At 61.6% G+C, this 16,610-nt stretch carries 22 protein-coding genes; 21 read left to right on the forward strand and 1 reads right to left on the reverse strand.

The window, feature by feature from the left end; translation table 11 throughout:
* Positions 1-64: 64 nt before the first annotated feature.
* The 21 genes from C793_RS0110005 to C793_RS0110110 all read left to right on the forward strand — a co-directional run bounded on the left by C793_RS0110005 (position 65) and on the right by C793_RS0110110 (position 16,091).
* Entirely contained in the window at positions 65-415 is a 351-nt protein-coding gene (locus C793_RS0110005) for a hypothetical protein (RefSeq protein WP_017430808.1), read from the forward strand.
* On the forward strand, positions 412-2,346 hold the full coding sequence (locus C793_RS0110010; RefSeq protein ID WP_017430809.1) for a hypothetical protein: 1,935 nt from the start codon (positions 412-414) through the stop codon (positions 2,344-2,346). The genes C793_RS0110005 and C793_RS0110010 overlap by 4 nt, the downstream gene beginning before the upstream one ends.
* 49 nt (positions 2,347-2,395) lie before the next feature.
* Positions 2,396-3,403 (forward strand): zinc-binding metallopeptidase family protein, encoded by a 1,008-nt coding sequence (locus C793_RS14510; RefSeq protein WP_017430810.1) that lies wholly within the window; start codon positions 2,396-2,398, stop codon positions 3,401-3,403.
* Positions 3,400-3,579: a carbon storage regulator gene (locus C793_RS14515; RefSeq protein ID WP_017430811.1), complete on the forward strand. Its 180-nt coding sequence runs from the start codon at positions 3,400-3,402 to the stop codon at positions 3,577-3,579. Before C793_RS14510 ends, C793_RS14515 begins: the two co-directional genes overlap by 4 nt.
* A 126-nt stretch (positions 3,580-3,705) precedes the next feature.
* Positions 3,706-4,152 (forward strand): hypothetical protein, encoded by a 447-nt coding sequence (locus C793_RS0110030; RefSeq protein ID WP_017430813.1) that lies wholly within the window; start codon positions 3,706-3,708, stop codon positions 4,150-4,152.
* Complete coding sequence (locus C793_RS0110035) at positions 4,149-4,598, forward strand: hypothetical protein (RefSeq protein ID WP_017430814.1); 450 nt, start codon at positions 4,149-4,151, stop codon at positions 4,596-4,598. Before C793_RS0110030 ends, C793_RS0110035 begins: the two co-directional genes overlap by 4 nt.
* A gap of 1 nt (position 4,599) precedes the next feature.
* Positions 4,600-4,923: a DUF6378 domain-containing protein gene (locus C793_RS13825; protein ID WP_017430815.1), complete on the forward strand. Its 324-nt coding sequence runs from the start codon at positions 4,600-4,602 to the stop codon at positions 4,921-4,923.
* A gap of 4 nt (positions 4,924-4,927) precedes the next feature.
* Positions 4,928-5,206: a hypothetical protein gene (locus C793_RS0110045; RefSeq protein ID WP_017430816.1), complete on the forward strand. Its 279-nt coding sequence runs from the start codon at positions 4,928-4,930 to the stop codon at positions 5,204-5,206.
* Complete coding sequence (locus C793_RS0110050) at positions 5,206-5,475, forward strand: hypothetical protein (RefSeq protein ID WP_017430817.1); 270 nt, start codon at positions 5,206-5,208, stop codon at positions 5,473-5,475. The genes C793_RS0110045 and C793_RS0110050 overlap by 1 nt, the downstream gene beginning before the upstream one ends.
* A gap of 9 nt (positions 5,476-5,484) precedes the next feature.
* Complete coding sequence (locus C793_RS0110055; RefSeq protein WP_017430818.1) at positions 5,485-7,350, forward strand: DNA polymerase; 1,866 nt, start codon at positions 5,485-5,487, stop codon at positions 7,348-7,350.
* Between the two features lie 77 nt (positions 7,351-7,427).
* Complete coding sequence (locus C793_RS0110060) at positions 7,428-9,938, forward strand: primase-helicase family protein (protein ID WP_017430819.1); 2,511 nt, start codon at positions 7,428-7,430, stop codon at positions 9,936-9,938.
* 7 nt (positions 9,939-9,945) lie between these two features.
* Positions 9,946-10,854, forward strand: a complete 909-nt coding sequence (locus C793_RS13830; protein WP_017430820.1) for a RecB family exonuclease — start codon at positions 9,946-9,948, stop codon at positions 10,852-10,854.
* Between the two features lie 58 nt (positions 10,855-10,912).
* On the forward strand, positions 10,913-11,191 hold the full coding sequence (locus tag C793_RS0110070) for a hypothetical protein (RefSeq protein WP_017430821.1): 279 nt from the start codon (positions 10,913-10,915) through the stop codon (positions 11,189-11,191).
* The gene (locus C793_RS0110075) at positions 11,188-11,409 is read left to right on the forward strand and encodes a hypothetical protein (RefSeq protein ID WP_017430822.1); all 222 of its coding nucleotides are present in this window, start codon (positions 11,188-11,190) and stop codon (positions 11,407-11,409) included. The genes C793_RS0110070 and C793_RS0110075 overlap by 4 nt, the downstream gene beginning before the upstream one ends.
* Complete coding sequence (locus C793_RS0110080) at positions 11,406-11,954, forward strand: 3'-5' exonuclease (RefSeq protein WP_017430823.1); 549 nt, start codon at positions 11,406-11,408, stop codon at positions 11,952-11,954. Before C793_RS0110075 ends, C793_RS0110080 begins: the two co-directional genes overlap by 4 nt.
* On the forward strand, positions 11,944-13,368 hold the full coding sequence (locus tag C793_RS0110085) for an SNF2-related protein (RefSeq protein WP_017430824.1): 1,425 nt from the start codon (positions 11,944-11,946) through the stop codon (positions 13,366-13,368). The genes C793_RS0110080 and C793_RS0110085 overlap by 11 nt, the downstream gene beginning before the upstream one ends.
* A 2-nt stretch (positions 13,369-13,370) precedes the next feature.
* Positions 13,371-13,760: a hypothetical protein gene (locus C793_RS0110090; RefSeq protein ID WP_017430825.1), complete on the forward strand. Its 390-nt coding sequence runs from the start codon at positions 13,371-13,373 to the stop codon at positions 13,758-13,760.
* Positions 13,757-14,125: a gp33 family protein gene (locus C793_RS0110095; RefSeq protein WP_017430826.1), complete on the forward strand. Its 369-nt coding sequence runs from the start codon at positions 13,757-13,759 to the stop codon at positions 14,123-14,125. The genes C793_RS0110090 and C793_RS0110095 overlap by 4 nt, the downstream gene beginning before the upstream one ends.
* 126 nt (positions 14,126-14,251) lie before the next feature.
* Positions 14,252-15,019 (forward strand): hypothetical protein, encoded by a 768-nt coding sequence (locus C793_RS13835; RefSeq protein WP_017430827.1) that lies wholly within the window; start codon positions 14,252-14,254, stop codon positions 15,017-15,019.
* Between the two features lie 323 nt (positions 15,020-15,342).
* Positions 15,343-15,792, forward strand: coding sequence for a hypothetical protein (locus C793_RS0110105; protein WP_017430828.1), 450 nt, complete (start codon positions 15,343-15,345; stop codon positions 15,790-15,792).
* The gene (locus C793_RS0110110; RefSeq protein ID WP_017430829.1) at positions 15,789-16,091 is read left to right on the forward strand and encodes a hypothetical protein; all 303 of its coding nucleotides are present in this window, start codon (positions 15,789-15,791) and stop codon (positions 16,089-16,091) included. Before C793_RS0110105 ends, C793_RS0110110 begins: the two co-directional genes overlap by 4 nt.
* A 290-nt stretch (positions 16,092-16,381) precedes the next feature.
* Here C793_RS0110110 and C793_RS0110120 read toward each other — a convergent pair whose 3' ends face one another.
* Positions 16,382-16,597: a DUF6447 family protein gene (locus tag C793_RS0110120; protein WP_040475440.1), complete on the reverse strand. Its 216-nt coding sequence runs from the start codon at positions 16,595-16,597 to the stop codon at positions 16,382-16,384.
* Between the last annotated feature and the right edge of the window lie 13 nt (positions 16,598-16,610).

Raw genomic sequence — 16,610 nt, forward strand, 5'->3', positions numbered from 1 at the left:
ACGGGCAACCTGCGCCCAAAATGATACGCAGGACATATATTGATAGCCCAAGAGGACCTTGAAAATGACCGCTACCCACAACCCGCTCAGCAAAGTTGCCAACAGCACCGCCATCCAGCTCGCCGAGAGCCAATACCGCCTCGCCCGGTACTTCTGCCCCTACAACTTCGACCCGGAACGCATCGACTACGACCGCGTGGCGGTGTTCCTCGACGACATCCACCGGGCGTTTCCCAACCCGTCACCCAACCTGGCCCAGCGCCTCGCCGATCTTCAATCGCAGATTGCCTCTCACCGCGAGGCCCTCGATGCCCTGAAGCAGGCCGACGCCAACCCGACGCTGAACGCCGACCAGCTCTACACCACGGCGCGAGCCAACGTCATCAATCCCACCGGCGCAGGAGCAGCGCAATGAACACTCTGACCGTATTCGACAAGTACCTGGAGCAGGCCCCCAGCCACTCGGAGCTGAAGACCTGGCTGTACATGATGCACCACGCCACACAGCAGCTGGACGAGTGGGGGGTTCCACGCAATCTGCAAGCGAACCAGATTGGCTATGATATCGAGCTGGTCCTGATCGCCTACGACGTGGGCCTGGGCACCATTGAACTCAACAACATCAACCTGCCGGAAGGCTACGACCCGCATACCGTCGCCAGCATCAACAGCCTGGCGGAAAGGCGCCCCATCGAGACCATCGAAAGCTATCTGGCCCAGCAGGGAAGCACCCGGTTCAGCATCGCGCATATCCCGCCCACCGGCGAGTACATCCGGCTGATCAACGAGGAACTGCCGGACATGGACACAAGCGCACTGGACATCCTCGGCGCACCCTACATCGGCCTGAACAGGGACACGGCGCCGAACATGAACTACTTCGGCTTCCCCCGTGGCTACGCCTCGCTGGGCGGGCACGTACTCAGGGAACCGGTCGGCAACGTGATCCAGGCCGACAAGATCCCGCTGTACGCGCTCCGGGAACTGAAACGCATCAGTGACAGCGAGTACACGGAACTGCCCCCGGCCGTTCGGCAACACATCCCCGCCGATGTCTACGCCGCCGAGGTCCCGCACCTGGCGGTCAAGGGCGCAAACGCCGGCAAGGTGGCCTACACCGAGAACGCCACCAAGGGCGACAACGACGTCCAGTCGGTGATGAAGCCGGGCAAATACATTCGCCGGGTGATGAAGAACGCCGACATCAACGACCAGGAGCTGAAGGACATGGTCGCCGAGATGCAGTCGGCCTCCCGCGTCGAGATCAGGACAACACGCGACCCGGAAGAAGCCCGCTGGGTCTACATGAACGGGCCGGACAGCTGCATGGCCCACGGCGAGGATCGCTTCGGCGACACCTTCGATGAGAACGACACCTGGCGGCACCCGATGGAGGCGCTGTTCTTCGAGGACGGCTCCGGTGGCGTGGAGCTGGTCTACGCGCTGGCCAACAACGGCCGCCCCGCCGCCCGGGTCCTGACCAACGCCGAGGTCAACACCTACCCGAGCGTCTACGGCGCCGACTGGATGCCGGCCGCCAGGGCGATCCTGGAGGAATGGCTGACCGAGAACGGCTACATGCAATGCCCCAACGCGCTGGCCAATCTGCCCATCCCCCTGATCCGGCTGAACACCCCGGGCAAGATTCTGTGCCCCTACATCGACAGCAACAACCTCGGCGTGGACGTCAATCACTCCACCGACGAGCTGACCATCGGCGGCCCGTTCGAGGCGGACTACGACGACGGCTACATCGACCTCCACAGCAACCACATCGAATGCCACAACTGCGGGGACCGCTTTGATGAGGACGACATGACCTTCGTGGACAGCGTGGACGAACACGTCTGCGACAGCTGCATCGAGGACGACTACGTGGACGCCCTCGACGAGGACGGCTCGGTCGAGCTGCACCGGGACTGCGACTGCGAGCACCTGGACCACGACGTCAGTGTACAGACAAGCTGCGGCATACTCCGCATCAGCCACATCACCGACCGCACCACCGACACCGAACTGGAACAGGTCGGCCTGTGCCGCGACCACAGCGGCACCGTGGAGGAGCAGGACGACTGCATGATGGTCGACGACATCGAGGAATGGGTACTGACCGACCACATCGAAACCGGCAACAACATCCCCGAAGCCGTCGACCCCGACGCAGAGTTCGTGGTTCTGCACGACCACTGCATCGTGTCGATCAGGGACGCCATCTACGCCGAGGAACTCGGCGGCTGGGTCCACGAGGACGACATCGACAACGAAACAGAGCGCCCGTACAGCGTCCTCCATCACCCCGACGACCTGCGGACCGCAGAACTGGTGGAAGCCGATGACGCCGCTTGACCATAATAACTCGCCACGCTTATACTCTATCGCACCAGAGGACAGAACAATGGCCTTCATGAAGAAGCACGACCCCGTGACAGCCTTCGACGCTATCGAAGCAACGCCCGTCAGCATCGACATCCTGGTCGAGATTCTCACCTATCGCCGTTCGGCACGGAGCGAAGGTGACGAGGCGCTGATCGACAACCTGATCATGCCGCTCGACCCGACCGTCGACGCCTACGGCAACCTGTTCGTATCCATCGGCAAGGCGCCCTCGGTCGCGTTTACCGCGCATACCGACACGGTCCACCGCGACACCGCGATCAATCCCCGGCTGACACAGACCCTGTCCATCGAGAACGGGCTGATCGAACTGGCCGATCCCGGCAAGGGCGACGTGCTGGGCGCCGACGACGGCACCGGCATCTGGGTCCTGCTCAATCTGATCGAGGCGGGCGTGGAAGGCCTGTACTGCTTTTTCCGCGACGAGGAAATCGGGCGCCTTGGCAGCGAATGGTCGATCAAGCACGAGCCCGAGCGGTACACGGGCATCGACATGATGCTCAGTTTCGACCGCATGGGCACCACGGACATCATCACCCACCAGATGGGCGATCGCTGCTGTTCGGAATTATTCGCAACGCACATCGCTGACGCCATCGACAGGCAGTGCGAGCCCGATCCGACCGGCTCCTTCACCGATAGCTGCTCCTTCATGGACACCATATCGGAATGCACCAACATCTGCGTCGGCTACTACGACCAGCACTCGTCGCTGGAAAGTCAGGACCTGACCTGGGTCGCGTACCTGGTCAACCGTCTGATCGCAATGGAGTGGAACGCGGTGCCGGCGGAGCGCGACCCAACCGAAGTGCAAATGCCCATGCTCGACGGCTACGACATGGCCGACATGGACCTCAGCGACATTCTGTATATGTACCCCGACGAAGCGGCCTACATCCTGGAGACGTTCATGGGCATGACCCAGGCCGACATGGTCGACGCCGTCAGCGAGCTGCACACCGTCGAATCCGGCAATGCTCTTCTGTCACCGGGAGCCAATCTGACATGACCCAAACACTTGAATCCCGGCCGGGCATGTCCCGGCTGGCCATCACTCGGACCCACAACGAGATCGTGCATATCGGCGACGACGTCTCGATTCAGGTCAACATCGTCAAGGGCCAGCCACGGCTGGTCATTCGGGCACCCCGCGACGTCCGCATCGTGCGGGATGAATTACTTTGACCGTCAACAAGGAGATCGAATGATCGACCCCACGCTGCAAGTCAAACGCCTCGACAGCCACGCCGGCGAAGTGTCCGACCTGAAAAGCACCGACCCCGGCACCGGGGGCATGGGGAGTAGCGGCCGATGAAGTTTGGCAGGTTCGACCGCGACACCTCAGCTCTCGGCGACTACTTCGATGCCAGGCCGAGCGCGCCGCCGTCACGGAAACGCATCGACGCGGACACCAGCGACCGGATCAGATACCTGATGGAGGAGCGCAACTGGCCCGGCGCGAAGATCGCGGACGAGATCGGCTTCAACCGGCACAACGTCAGAATCTTTTGCAGGAGGAACGGCATCAAGCGGCCCTGCCAACTCCGCCCGCATCGCAAGCAAAGCCTGAAACTGACCTGGGAATACGTCAGGAAGAAAATCCCCGCGCACCGAATGTCGGTGCTGACCGGCTACAACCAGCAGCAGACCACGCTCGACTACAAGCTGCTGCTGAGCCTGACCCGCAGGGAGCGCCAGGCCGTGTTCAACATGGAAGACGACTTCCCACCAGGGAAAAAAGGAGACAAAACACCATGAATACCGTGCAAGTGCAGCTAAGTGAGCTGGAACATCACATCCTGACCCGTCAAATCCTTCCCAAAATCCGAGAACTGATGGGTGACTCGGGTGAAAGCAGCCCGGCCCTCAACGCCGTGACCTCGATCCTCGACGCCTCGACGAAGACCGCCTCGTACCTGTGGACCAACGGCTCGGGCCGGATCGAGTTGGAGATTCAATGCGAGCACATCGACGCCGTTGCCCAAAGCGGCAACAACGAACCCCCGACCCGGGCCGTCATCAACGACGATCCGTTCCTGGCCCACCAGCTCAGGTCCATCAGCGTGGACGCTTTGGCCCGGGAGCTGACGGAAAGCGGCATGCTGTTCAGCGACATTCTCGAAAAGTCACGAGATGACATGGAAATGCACCTGTTATGGCAGGCCTGCTGGGACCTGTTCGACAACCGCCCGGAGATCGGCTGATATGCAAGCGCCCCACACCGACAGCCTCATGACCGCCAACGACATTCTGGCCCAGGCCAAGCAGCACATGGCCGACCGAGCCAACACCTACGACAAGCCGTCCGGCGAACGCAGCATGGCGGCCACTGTCGACGCCTTCATCGCCGTCACCGGCGACGGCGCCCTGGATACCGAGGAGCGGGGCTGGCTGTTCATGTGCCTGCTGAAGCTCGTCCGCTCACAGCAGGGCGACTACCGCGCCGACAACTACCAGGACCTCGCCGCGTACGCGGGGCTCACCGGCGAAGCGGCTTTTCACGAACGCAATAACACGCAGAGCGAGTGACACCATGCCCAACCCTCTCGATTACGACGCCGATGAAGACTTCCGCAACGCCTCCATGACCACGGTCAACCGCACCGTCCAGGCGCTGACCGACGAGGAAGACGAGGCGCTTGTCGATCATTACATCGACTGGGTGATCGACAACCAGCCCGAGGCACTGCGCCGCCTGCTGATTCAGCCGGCCGAGGCCGTCGATATCCTGGAAGCCTACGCCGCGGCGCTGGAGGAGGAAGAAGCCGACAACGACCTCAGCGCCCAAATGCACCGATTCGAGGATGCCTGATGGTTCAACCCGTCGAACAGATCGTCCGGCAGCTGGAAAACAATCCCGATTTCTACCGATCCATCGCCAACACCCTGGATCAGGCTGCCACCCAATATCCCAACCCCGATGACCGCCTGCGGATCGTGGCCATCATGCTGTTTGCTGCCGTCGACATGGATTCCTCGACGATGACCGAACAGGCCATGAAAGCGATCCCCGACGCGATCACCGCCGTCGCCAAACACCTGATGGAAGAAGGCACCGCGCCCTCCTCCACCGTTCACTAGGGAGACGACATGAACATCTTCGGCAGGGACTACACGCTCGTCACACTCGACTTCGAGGCGTTCTTCGGCACCGGCTGCTCGCTCAGCCTCCAGGCCATGAACACCTACACCTACCTCGACCATCCCGACTTCTCGCTGCACGGCGTCGGGGTCAAGGTGGACAACGGCGCAACGCAATGGATCGCGCCGGACGTGCTGGAGGACGAGCTGCGCGAGCTGTTTGACAACGCCGACAAACCCATCGCCCTTCTGTGCCACAACACCAACTTCGACGGCTTCATCCTGCACCACTTCTGGGGGCTGTACCCGGCGCTCTACCTGGACACCCTGGCGATGTCCCGGGGCATGTTCCCCAACCGCAAGCACGGGCTGAAGGACCTGGCCGAACGCCTTTGGCCGGGGGACCCGTCGATGCGCAAGGGCGAGGAGCTGGTCAACTTCCGCAACGTGACCACCGAACAGCTTTACGGCGACCCGGAGCTGCTCGACTCGATGGCGGAATACTGCATCCAGGACGTCGACCTGACCCACGCCGCCTTCCTGCGCATGGCGCCCTTCTACCCGGAGGACGAGCTGGAGATCATCCACCTCACCACCCAGATGGCGTGCCAGCCGCTGTTGGAGCTTGACCGCGAGCAGCTGCTCGAAGCCCGCGACGGCTGGATCGCCGACCGCCAGGCGATCATCGACGCCGCCGGCGTGGCCGAATCCACCCTCAACTCCAACCCGAAGTTCCAGGCGCTGCTGGAAAAGAACGGCGTGGCCATCATCGAAAAGGCCGACCTGCAAACAGGAAAGATGAAGCCGGCGCTGGGCAAGGCCGACCTGGGCTTTCAGCAGATGCGCGACGCCAACCCGGGCCTCAAGCACCTGTTCGATGGACGCGTCGCCGCCAAGTCGGCCGGGGAGATTCGCCGGGCCGATCGGTTCCTGGAAACCGCGTCGATCTGCGGCGGCAGGATGCCCATGCCGTTGAACTACTACTCCGCAGCGACGGGCAGGTACGGCGGTTCCGAGAAGCTGAACGTCCAGAACATGAACCGCGGATCGGCGCTGCGCACCTCCCTGTGCTCCCCGGACGGTTACATGGTGGCCGTGGCGGACTCATCCAACATCGAGGCGCGGATGCTTGCATGGCTCGCCGGCCAGGAAGAACTGCTCCACGTCTTTCGCACCGGCGGTGACGTCTATTCGCACTTCGCCACCGAGCTGTACGGCCGGCCGATCAGCAAGGCCGACAACCCACACGAGCGGTTCATCGGTAAGGTCTGTGTATTAGGACTTGGTTATGGACAAGGGCACAATCGGTTCCGCGACAACATGGCCGCCGGCATGCTGGGCGGGCCGCCGGTCATCTACTCGGATCAGGAAGCCCGCAACGTGGTACAGACCTACCGCACCATCAACTACATGATCCCGCTGTACTGGCAGCAGGCACAGCAGGCCATCGCCGATATGTACATGGGCCACGACGGCGACTGGGGCCCGCTGCGGATCACCCGCAACGCCATCATCATGCCCAACGGTATGGCGCTCCAGTACCCGGGCCTGCGCACGGACGACGAAGGCGGCTTCGAGTACCACAACGGCCGGTTCTGGACGCGGCTATATGGCCCCAAGCTCGTGGAGAATATCACCCAGGCACTGTCCCGCATCGTGCTGTTCCAACAGATGCTCGACATCAACCGAGCCATCACTCCGCACGGCGGCCGCGTCGTCCTCAACGTCCACGACGAAGTGATCGCCGTGGTCCCCGACGACACCGCCGAGGATGATTTCGGCACGATGATAAACGCCCTGCGAACACCACCCTCATGGTGCTCCGACCTGCCGCTGGATGGCGAGGGCGGCATATCCCGGAGCTACGACAAGTAGGTCACGGGCTATCGGGCAGCGCGGCGATGGCCTACAATTATACGCCTAGCATATTTATTTCCATCCCGGAGAGTTTCATGTCTGCACCGATCAACTTTATCGCTCCCGCAGCCAACAAGCTCCGGCTATCGAAAACCGTCACCACCGAAGGTACAGAGCCCTACCCCCAGGTCAAGACCGTCAGCTCGCTGTCGTACAACGTCGGCAGCAACCTCGAAGGATTGCAGGAACTCAAGGACCTGCTGGTCGATAACGCCAAGGCCGGCAATGCCCTGATCAAGGGCCCGCTCAAGGAGCCCATCAACAGGCAATCCCGCGCCGGCAAATGCGACACCCGGGCGGCCACGTCTCTCATGGTGCTGGACATCGACGGCTGGATGCCCGACACCCCACTGCAGGACAACATCACCCAGGCCGATCTGGTCCGGGCCGCGGAAAACGTCGTCAACCTGCTGCCCGAGCCGCTGAGCGCGACCAGCTACATCGTCAACGCCTCCAGCTCGACCGGCATCAATGCCTCGGGCGAGATCGGCCTGCACTTCTTCTTCCTGCTGGACTCGGCGGTTCACCCGAGTCACATGGAAGGCTACCTCAAGCACCTCAACTTCGCCTGCGAGGACATCACCGACCGCATCAAGCTCCAGGACAGCAAGATGAACGTCAAGTGGATCGTCGATCCGGTGGTGGCCCGCAACGCCCAGCTCATCTACATCGCCCCGCCCACCTTCGGCGAAGGCACCCAGGACCCCTTCGAGTCCCACGAGGACCGCTGGGCGCTGGTCAAGAAGTCGCAGCACACCTGCAACCTGGCCACCCCGGCAATGGCCGTGGACCGCCCGGCGCTGGAGGGCAGAGTCAACCGCCTGCTCAACCAGCTGCGTCGCAAGGAGGGCCTGTCCAAATTCAAACCGCGCAGCCGCACCATGACCGTGGGCGGCGAACGTCAGCGCGTGTTGACCAACCCGACGACGATGACCGTCAAGCTGGAGCATGTGACCGACGAGTTCGCCTACTGGAACGTCAACGGCGGCGATTCCCGGGCCTACTGGTGCCCGGCCGGCAACCCCGAGATCATCTACAACTTCAAGGGCGAGCAGCCGTTTTTGCTCAAGGCCGCCGACCAGGACGCCTACAACGAATACGTGGAAGCTCACGGCGACAAGATACGCCAGGTGAACGAAGTCAAACCGCTGCTGATCCGCGACCCCGAACGCGATGCGCTGTTCGCCGTCGAGTACATCCCCGCGCACAACACCGTCCACGACATCAACGAGATTTCGCGGCAGAGCATCGAGGACTGGATGGCGGATTTCGGCACCACGCCGCCCGATGCCATTCCGTCATGGCGCATCCGCTTCGACCCGCACAGCACCGTCGAGGTGGACTTCGACAACAGGGTCATCAACACCTTTACCCCGACGGAGATCATCAGAAACCCGCCGATGGTCATGCCCCACCACCAGGCGCTGACCCTCGGCCAGGCCGCCGAGAACATGCAGCAGCTGTGCCCCACCATCTACAAGGTGCTGTTTCACATCTGCGGCTCGTCCCACGACGACTTCGAGGCGTTCATCAACTGGCTGGCCTTCGCCATGCAGGAACGTCGCAAGGCCCACACCGCCTGGGTATTCAGCGGCGTGCCGGGCACCGGCAAGGGCATTTTCTACGAGCGGATTCTGCGCCCGATCATGGGCAAGCCGTACACCATCCGCAAACGCCTCGACCACCTGGAGGAGCAGTTCAACGCCTACCAGGAGGAAGCGCTGTTCCTGATCTGGGAGGAGTTCCGGCTCAAGGACTCGAAGCAGTCGGGCAAGCTGCTCAACAAGATGAAGGACGACATCACTGCCGACGAGGTGAACATCCGGGCCATGCGTTCCAACGTCCGCTCGGTGGACAGCTACACCAACTACATCTTCTTCTCCAACCACACCGACGTGATTCCCGTGGAGAAGGGCGACCGGCGTTTCAACATCGCGCCGCCGCAGATGGAACGGCTGGAGGTCACCTACCCCGAGATTCGTACCGCGATCCAGAACGACCGGATCGAGGACGAGCTGGGCAGTTTCGCCGGCCTGATGCTGACCTACGACTTCGACGAGCAGGTAGCGCGGACCGAGCGCAACAACGACGCCAAGGAGAGCATGCGCATCGCCGCCATGTCGTCGATGGACCAGTTCGCCCACGCCATCAACACCGGCGATCTGACGTTCTTCTACCGCATCGAGGACTGCGAATCCGCCACCACGCCGGACAAGGCCATGCGCCAGAAGATCGCCACCACCTGCCTGAACGCCTGGAAGGACGCGGCCCTCGGCGAGGAGCCCGCGATGGTCACCCTGGAAGCCCTGCACGTCTGCTTCGAGGTGATCTTCGAGGACACCATCGCCGCGATCAAGCTGCAAAACGCCCTGGTTCGCCGCGACGTGATCTTCAAGCGTCGCCGGACCAAAAGCGGCAAGCGCAAGGCAACCACCCTGGTTCACTGGCAACTCAACGCCGAGGAACACCAGGAGCTGGAAAGCGACGCCATCGCCTACGAGGTCCAGCAGGACAGCCACAACGACCCCCACCCGCTGATGCACTGAGGCCACCATGACCGATCAGACCTTCGACCCGAAGAACTTCAAAAAACCCACGACCCTGAACCCCGAGGAGACAAAGCCGGCCGACGCCGGCGATACCTTCAACCCGGCCGCGATCAAGGGCCGCATGAAAGCCGCCGCCGAGGCCGAGGAACAACGAACCACCGACCTGCTCACCGCGCCGCTGGGCCCGGTGCCGACCTGGTCGTTTTCGCGGTTGATGCAGTTTGAGAGCTGCCCCTACTCGATCTACCTCAAGAACGTCGAAAAGATGCCCGACCCGTCGGGCCCGGCCGCCGAGCGCGGGACGATGATCCACGAGCACATCGAAAACTTTATCCAGGGCGAGCACGACGACCTCAAGGGCCTGCGGCTCCCGGCCGGCATGAAGTCGGTCAACCTGGCGCCCTTCGAGAAGATCATCGGCGGGCTGCGCTCGGCGTATGAAGAAGGTCGCGTCGGCGTCGAAGGCAACTGGGGCTTTACCCGGGACTGGACCACCACCGACTTCTTCGGCAAGGACGTCTGGACCCGGATGAAGCTCGACGCCATCGAGTTCGACAGCGACACCTCGGCCCGCGTCCACGACTGGAAAAGTGGAAGGAAATTCAACAACGAACTCAAGCACAACCAGCAGGGAATGACCTACGCCATCGGCGCCTTCATGCGCTACCCGGAGCTGGAGTTCATCGAAACCTGGTTCGAGTACGTCGACCAGAACGACAGGATGAGCAACACCTACACCCGCGAGCGGGCCATGTTGCTCAAGCCGATGATCGACCGCCGAGCCAACGAAATGACCACGGCGACGAAGTTCCCGCCGAAACCCTCGATGCACGCCTGCAAGTTCTGCCCCCACGCCAGGGTGCAGGAAGGCTTTGACGAGCCCGCGTGCCCCTACGCCTACCAGGAGACGTAACCCATGACACTCACCACCCTACTCGATGTCCGCGAGCGCTGCATCGAAGGAGCGACAAGTGCTTAGCGTCATTTTCCATCTCGACATCATCCTCGCCGCGGCCGACGGTACGCACCGCCGGCTGCCATCCACCGACCATCGCGTCTGCCGGCGCGACCAGCTCGACGATAGCCACTACCTCGACGTGGTGGCCCACTCGCTGTTCACGCAGTTCCGCTACACCCACCACAAGGTCGTGCGGGTGGTCATCAATCGTGCCGTGCTGCCGGGCAACGAGACCAAAGACATTCACTACATCGCCGACTGCCGCGAGTCACAACAGGGAGACGCCGCATGAACGACCTGATGATCCCCTCATCGCAGGGCATGTACCGGATCGGTGCCAGACGCATCGAACCCGGCACTGACGGCCAACACGTCACCGACGTCAACGAGGGCGAGGAGCCCGACTTCTACGGCGTCTACCTATCAATCGACGGCGAACCGTCCCAATGGGTTGCCGACTACGACACGCTCAACAAAGCCATCGCTCACACAGGACACCATCATCCATGACCGATATTCACGTATCCATCGACCTCGAAACCCTCGCTACACGTCCCGACGGCGTGATCCTTGCCATCGCGGCCGCCGCTCGATTGTCGAACGGCGAAACGGCCACGTATCTCAGCTACTGCAACGTCTATAGCCAGCAAGGCCGGATGATCGACGAAGACACGGTCAACTGGTGGAAAACACAAGGCGATATTTATCGGCAAACGATGGACGCATGCGACAACGCCCCAACGCTGTCCGACACACTTGGCCAGTTTGCCGACTGGTACACGCTCCAGGGTGACGACAACGACCGGCTTTACCCCTGGGGCAACGGCGCGAATTTCGACATCGCCTTCCTCGAACACGCCTTCAAGGAAGCCGGCATCCCCTGCCCGTGGCAGTTCTGGACGGCCCGGGACCTGCGCACCCTGAAGGATGTCACCCAGCGCCTGGGCAAATTCGAGACAGTCAAGCGCGTGGGCACGCACCACAACGCCCTCGATGACGCCATCACCCAACTCAACCAGATCGAACAGTGCATGGAGGCCGTCAATGACAGCTGACCTCGCGCCCCTTTACCGGCACCAGGAGATCACCGTTGACCACCTCGCCAAAAACGACCGATCCCTCGACACCTCGGACCCGGGGGCGGGCAAGTCGCGCAGCCACCTCGAAGCGTTTGCCCGGCGCAAGGCGGCAGGCTCTGCCCGCCGGATGCTGGTCCTGGGCACCCTGTCGATACTCGAAACCGCCTGGGTCGGTGACTGCGAGAAATGGACACCTCAGCTATCCGCTGCCGTCGTCTACACCACCAAGCGCAAGCGGCAACTACCCGAGGCACTGGAAGCGGACATTATCGTCACCAATCACGACGCCGTGAAATGGATGATCGATACCCAGGGCAACCTGACCGACGAGGGCCAATCGCTGGTGGACGCCTGCGACGTGCTGGTGGTCGATGAGTTCACCGCGTTCAAGCACCGCACCACGCAGCGGTCCAAGCGGCTCGCCGCCCTGCGGCACCACTTCGATGTCAGGTGGGCGCTGTCGGGCACGCCAAACAGCAACGGCATCTGCGACATCTGGCATCCGGTGTTCCTCGTCGACGACGGCGTGCGCCTGGGCCGGGCGTTCTGGGGCTTTCGTGCCCAGGTCTGTACCCCCGTGCCCAACCACAACGTCCCGGGCAGCCATCACGTCGACTGGGTGGACAAACCCGATGCCGAGCTGATCGTCGCCGATAAAATCCACGACATTACCGTTCGGCACAAGCTCCGCGACTGTATCGACATGCCGGAGAACGTGGCCTACACCGTCACCACCCGGCTGCCGCCCAAGCTCATGGCCCAGTACCGCGAGATGCTCGACGAAGCGGCGCTGGAGCTGGAGTCCGGGGAGCTGGTGAGTGCCGTTCACGCCGGGGCGAAGGTCAATAAATTGTTGCAGCTATGCAGCGGAGCGGTCTATGGCGAAGAAGGCGCGTACCACGTCCTCGACGACAGTCGCGTGAAGCTCGCCCTGGACCTGGCAATGGAGGCACCCCAGGCGCTCGTGGCCTTCAACTGGCGGCACCAGCGCGATCAGCTCATGGCCGAAGCCGCCAAACGCAAGCTGAACTTCGCGGTGATCGACGGCGACGTGCCGGTGGCCAAGCGGGTCGAAACCGTCAACGCCTTCCAGGCCGGCGAGATTCACTACATCTTCGCTCATCCCCAGGCCGCGGGGCACGGGCTCACGCTCACCCGCGGCACCCGCACCATCTGGACCTCGCCGACGTACAACGCCGAGTGGTTCCAGCAGTTCAACGCCCGTATCGACCGGGCCGGTCAAACGCAGCGGACCGAGACCATCATGATCGCTGCGCAGGATACACGCGAACAGGACGTGTACGAAAAACTCGGCGGCAAGGTGTCACGCATGGATAACCTCCTCACCGTATTCGCCGCAAGCACCCAAGCCAACGCACAAGGAGCCTGATCATGGCCACTTTTACCAGCACCACCAACTCCAAAATCGCTACCCACAACGCCGAGCTGATCTTCGAGGCGGCCAAGCGCCTCAAGGCAGCGAAGACCCGTCTGGGCACCAAGGGCACGAAGGAGGAAGAAGCTCGCAGCACGCTCAAGGGCCTGCACTACGAGGCCAACGCCATCACCACGGCAATGGTCAATGACGAAGACGACAGCGAGATGCGCGATCTGGCCACCGTCCAGCGCGAGATTCGTTCGGCGGACACCAAGCTGGACCGCGCCCTGGAACGCGCCCACGAAGACCGCGCCGCCATCGACGAGGCACTGAACGAGCTGGTCACCTTCCTCCAATGGGAAGCGGACACCGACGACGAAGACGACCAGGAGGATGCAGCATGAGCAACCTGGGAGACCTGATCGCCCACCACGAGCAGCTGCGTGAGGAAAAGCGCATGCTTAATGAGCGCCTGAAAGCGCTCAACAACGACATCTTCCACAGCGAATCCGCGGTACTGGAAGCTCTCGACACTGCCGGGCTGGAGCATGCCCGGGTGGCGGGTACCAGCGTGTCGGTGACCGAGCAGACCATGCCCAACGTCACCGACTGGGAGCAACTTTACGACTTCATCAAGCAGCACGACGCCATGTATATGCTCCAGCGTCGCGTGTCGACCGGCCCCTACCGGGAGATGCTGCAAATGGAGCAGGAAGTCCCCGGCGTGGAGCCCTACGTGCAGCGCAAGGTGAACATGCGAGCCAACTAGACATCTATTAAATTTTATAAGCTATGGATGTTTTGATCCAAGTATGCGTATAATAGGTCACAGCGGGATCGACCGGGTCCTGCCTGACTGTGCAACTGTGCAATTGAACCGCAAAGGAGCCCCATCATGGCTACCGAGAAGAACGCACCCACAAAATCCGTCGCCACCTTCCTCCAGGACAACGACGGCGCCCTGCCCGCGCACCTGCAACAGGACGCCGGCATGGGCAACGAAAACGTCGGCACCGACGATCTGGCGATTCCGCGCCTTGACCTGATCCAGCAGCTCTCGCCGCAGATCGACAAGTCCTCACCCAAGTTCATCGAGGGCGCCGAGACCGGCCATATCTTCAACAGCCTGACCGGCGAGGTCTACGACTTCGCGTTTGTCATCAACCTGCAATTCGAGCAGAAGTGGCAGATTTTCAAGAAGCGCAAGTTCGGCGGCGGTTTTGAAGGCAGCTTCGACAACGAGGCCGATGCCCAGAAGCACCTGGACGCCCAGGGCCTGCCGGCCGAGCAGTACGACGTTGTCGATACGGCGATCCACAAGTGCCTGAAGCTCGACGACGACGGCAACCCGGAAGCCCCGGTGCTGATCTACATGAGCGGCTCGAAGCAGCGGGTGTCGAAGGGCTGGAACTCCGCGATCCAGCTGAAGAACCCGGATGCCGCCCGCTTTGCCTCGGTCTGGACCCTCCAGTCCTCGCCCGAGAAAAACAAGCAGGGTCAGCCCTACCACAACTTCAAGGTGGACTTCGCCGGCTGGGCCGGAGAGGACCTGTACGCCGAAGCCAAACGCCTCTACGAAGGCCTGGTCGAAGGCGGCACCGACGCCCTGGCCGGTGACAAGGGCGACAGCCACAAGGAAAGCGTCAGTACCGCCGACGCGTAACCGTCAACCCGCCCTCCGGGGCGGGTATCGAGGAGCACTCGGCCTTTTTTCGTCACCTATCAACACCTCGCGGGACGAACGGGAACCAGACGAGTGCTCCATCGATGCCCGCGCCGATAGCGGGGAGCATTCGCTTTTACGTTCATTTGACCTTCAAAAGGGGCCTGATTGACATGGCGAGTGCTCCGCTTTTATCGCAGAAATTTTTTCGCACAATTTACCTTTTATCCCTTGTCCGCCTACCGAGCTCGGTTAAAGTGATAACACATCGACAGGCAACACACTGGTTGAAAGGCCAGCTCCTGTCTTGTAGGGTGAGCTGTATGAACGAACACGGGTTCATCAGTGCCGTCCATCGGCAACTGCCTTCTGCGATCTACCGCTGGAAGATCAACGACAACTATGAAGGCGGCGTGGCCGATGCCTATTACTCAGCCAAAGGAGGAGATTTATGGATCGAGTATAAATACGTACCGGCACTGCCCAGGCGGGCGAACACGCCGGTACGCACGACGCTAAGCACCCGGCAACGCCACTGGCTGACCCGGCGACATGACGAAGGTCGAAACGTCGCCGTCGTCATCGGCTCACCGGACGGAAGCGTCATTCTCAACTCGCCGGATCAGTGGCAGCAACCACTGACACGCGACGAGTTTCTACGGCAGGCACTGCCACGAACAGGTCTGATTGCGTTCATCACCCGGGCCATCATCCCGGACGACTCAACAGACTGCCCTTTATTGCACCATCGCAAGGAACCGAACCTACTATGAAACAATTGACAGGCTTTGAACCGCAGCACAACGATTTTGCACCTTTCGTCAAGCCCGATCAACTGGCGATCCTCGACCCGAACTACGAGCCCACGCCGGGGGACGACGTTTATATCGAACTCGACAGCGGCGACGTGGACGTCGGCGAACTGATCGAGGCCACCGAGACCACGGTCCACTACACCAGCTACAACGGCATGGTCGACCAGGAGAAGTCCGCCAGCGAGATCACAACCTTCTACCTGATCAGCGGTGTGAAACGTCATCGCAACACGAAGGAACGTCCGCTGCGTGACTAAATAAGCGCGAGCTTGTATAACTTTTCCAACGCCCGTTCGGTTTTACGCCGGCGGGCGTTTTTTATAAGCAGAGAACCGGAAAATGATTCATTCTGCATTGTTTTGGACAGAAACCCGCGTCATCATCCTGTCAAACAAACGGCATTTTAGCGTGCTGTAACCCGTTGATTTCATTGACCGGCGAATAAGTGCTTATAACAGGCCATTTTTGGCCGCCTGCGGCCGGATTTTGGCCGGTTTTTACCGCTCCAACCACAAAAAACCCCCGACCGATGTCGAGGGTTTCTGCTTCAGTTCTTGCCTTTCGGCAGCTCGTCACTCAGCGCCTGGGCATAGGCCCTCCGCGCCGTTTGATGGATCGCCAGCTGACGCTGGAGCTGCTCGATTTCCTGGTCGGTCACCCGCAGGTTCAGCACCTGGTTCTGCGCGTTCTCGCTCAGGTCGGCCACGTTGTAGCCCGTGCCGTCGATGGTGAGGGTGTTCTGCTTGTCGTCCTGCTTGGCCATGATCATTTTCCTC

The sequence above is a fragment of the Vreelandella jeotgali Hwa genome (genome assembly GCF_000334215.1).
GTDB lineage: Bacteria > Pseudomonadota > Gammaproteobacteria > Pseudomonadales > Halomonadaceae > Vreelandella > Vreelandella jeotgali.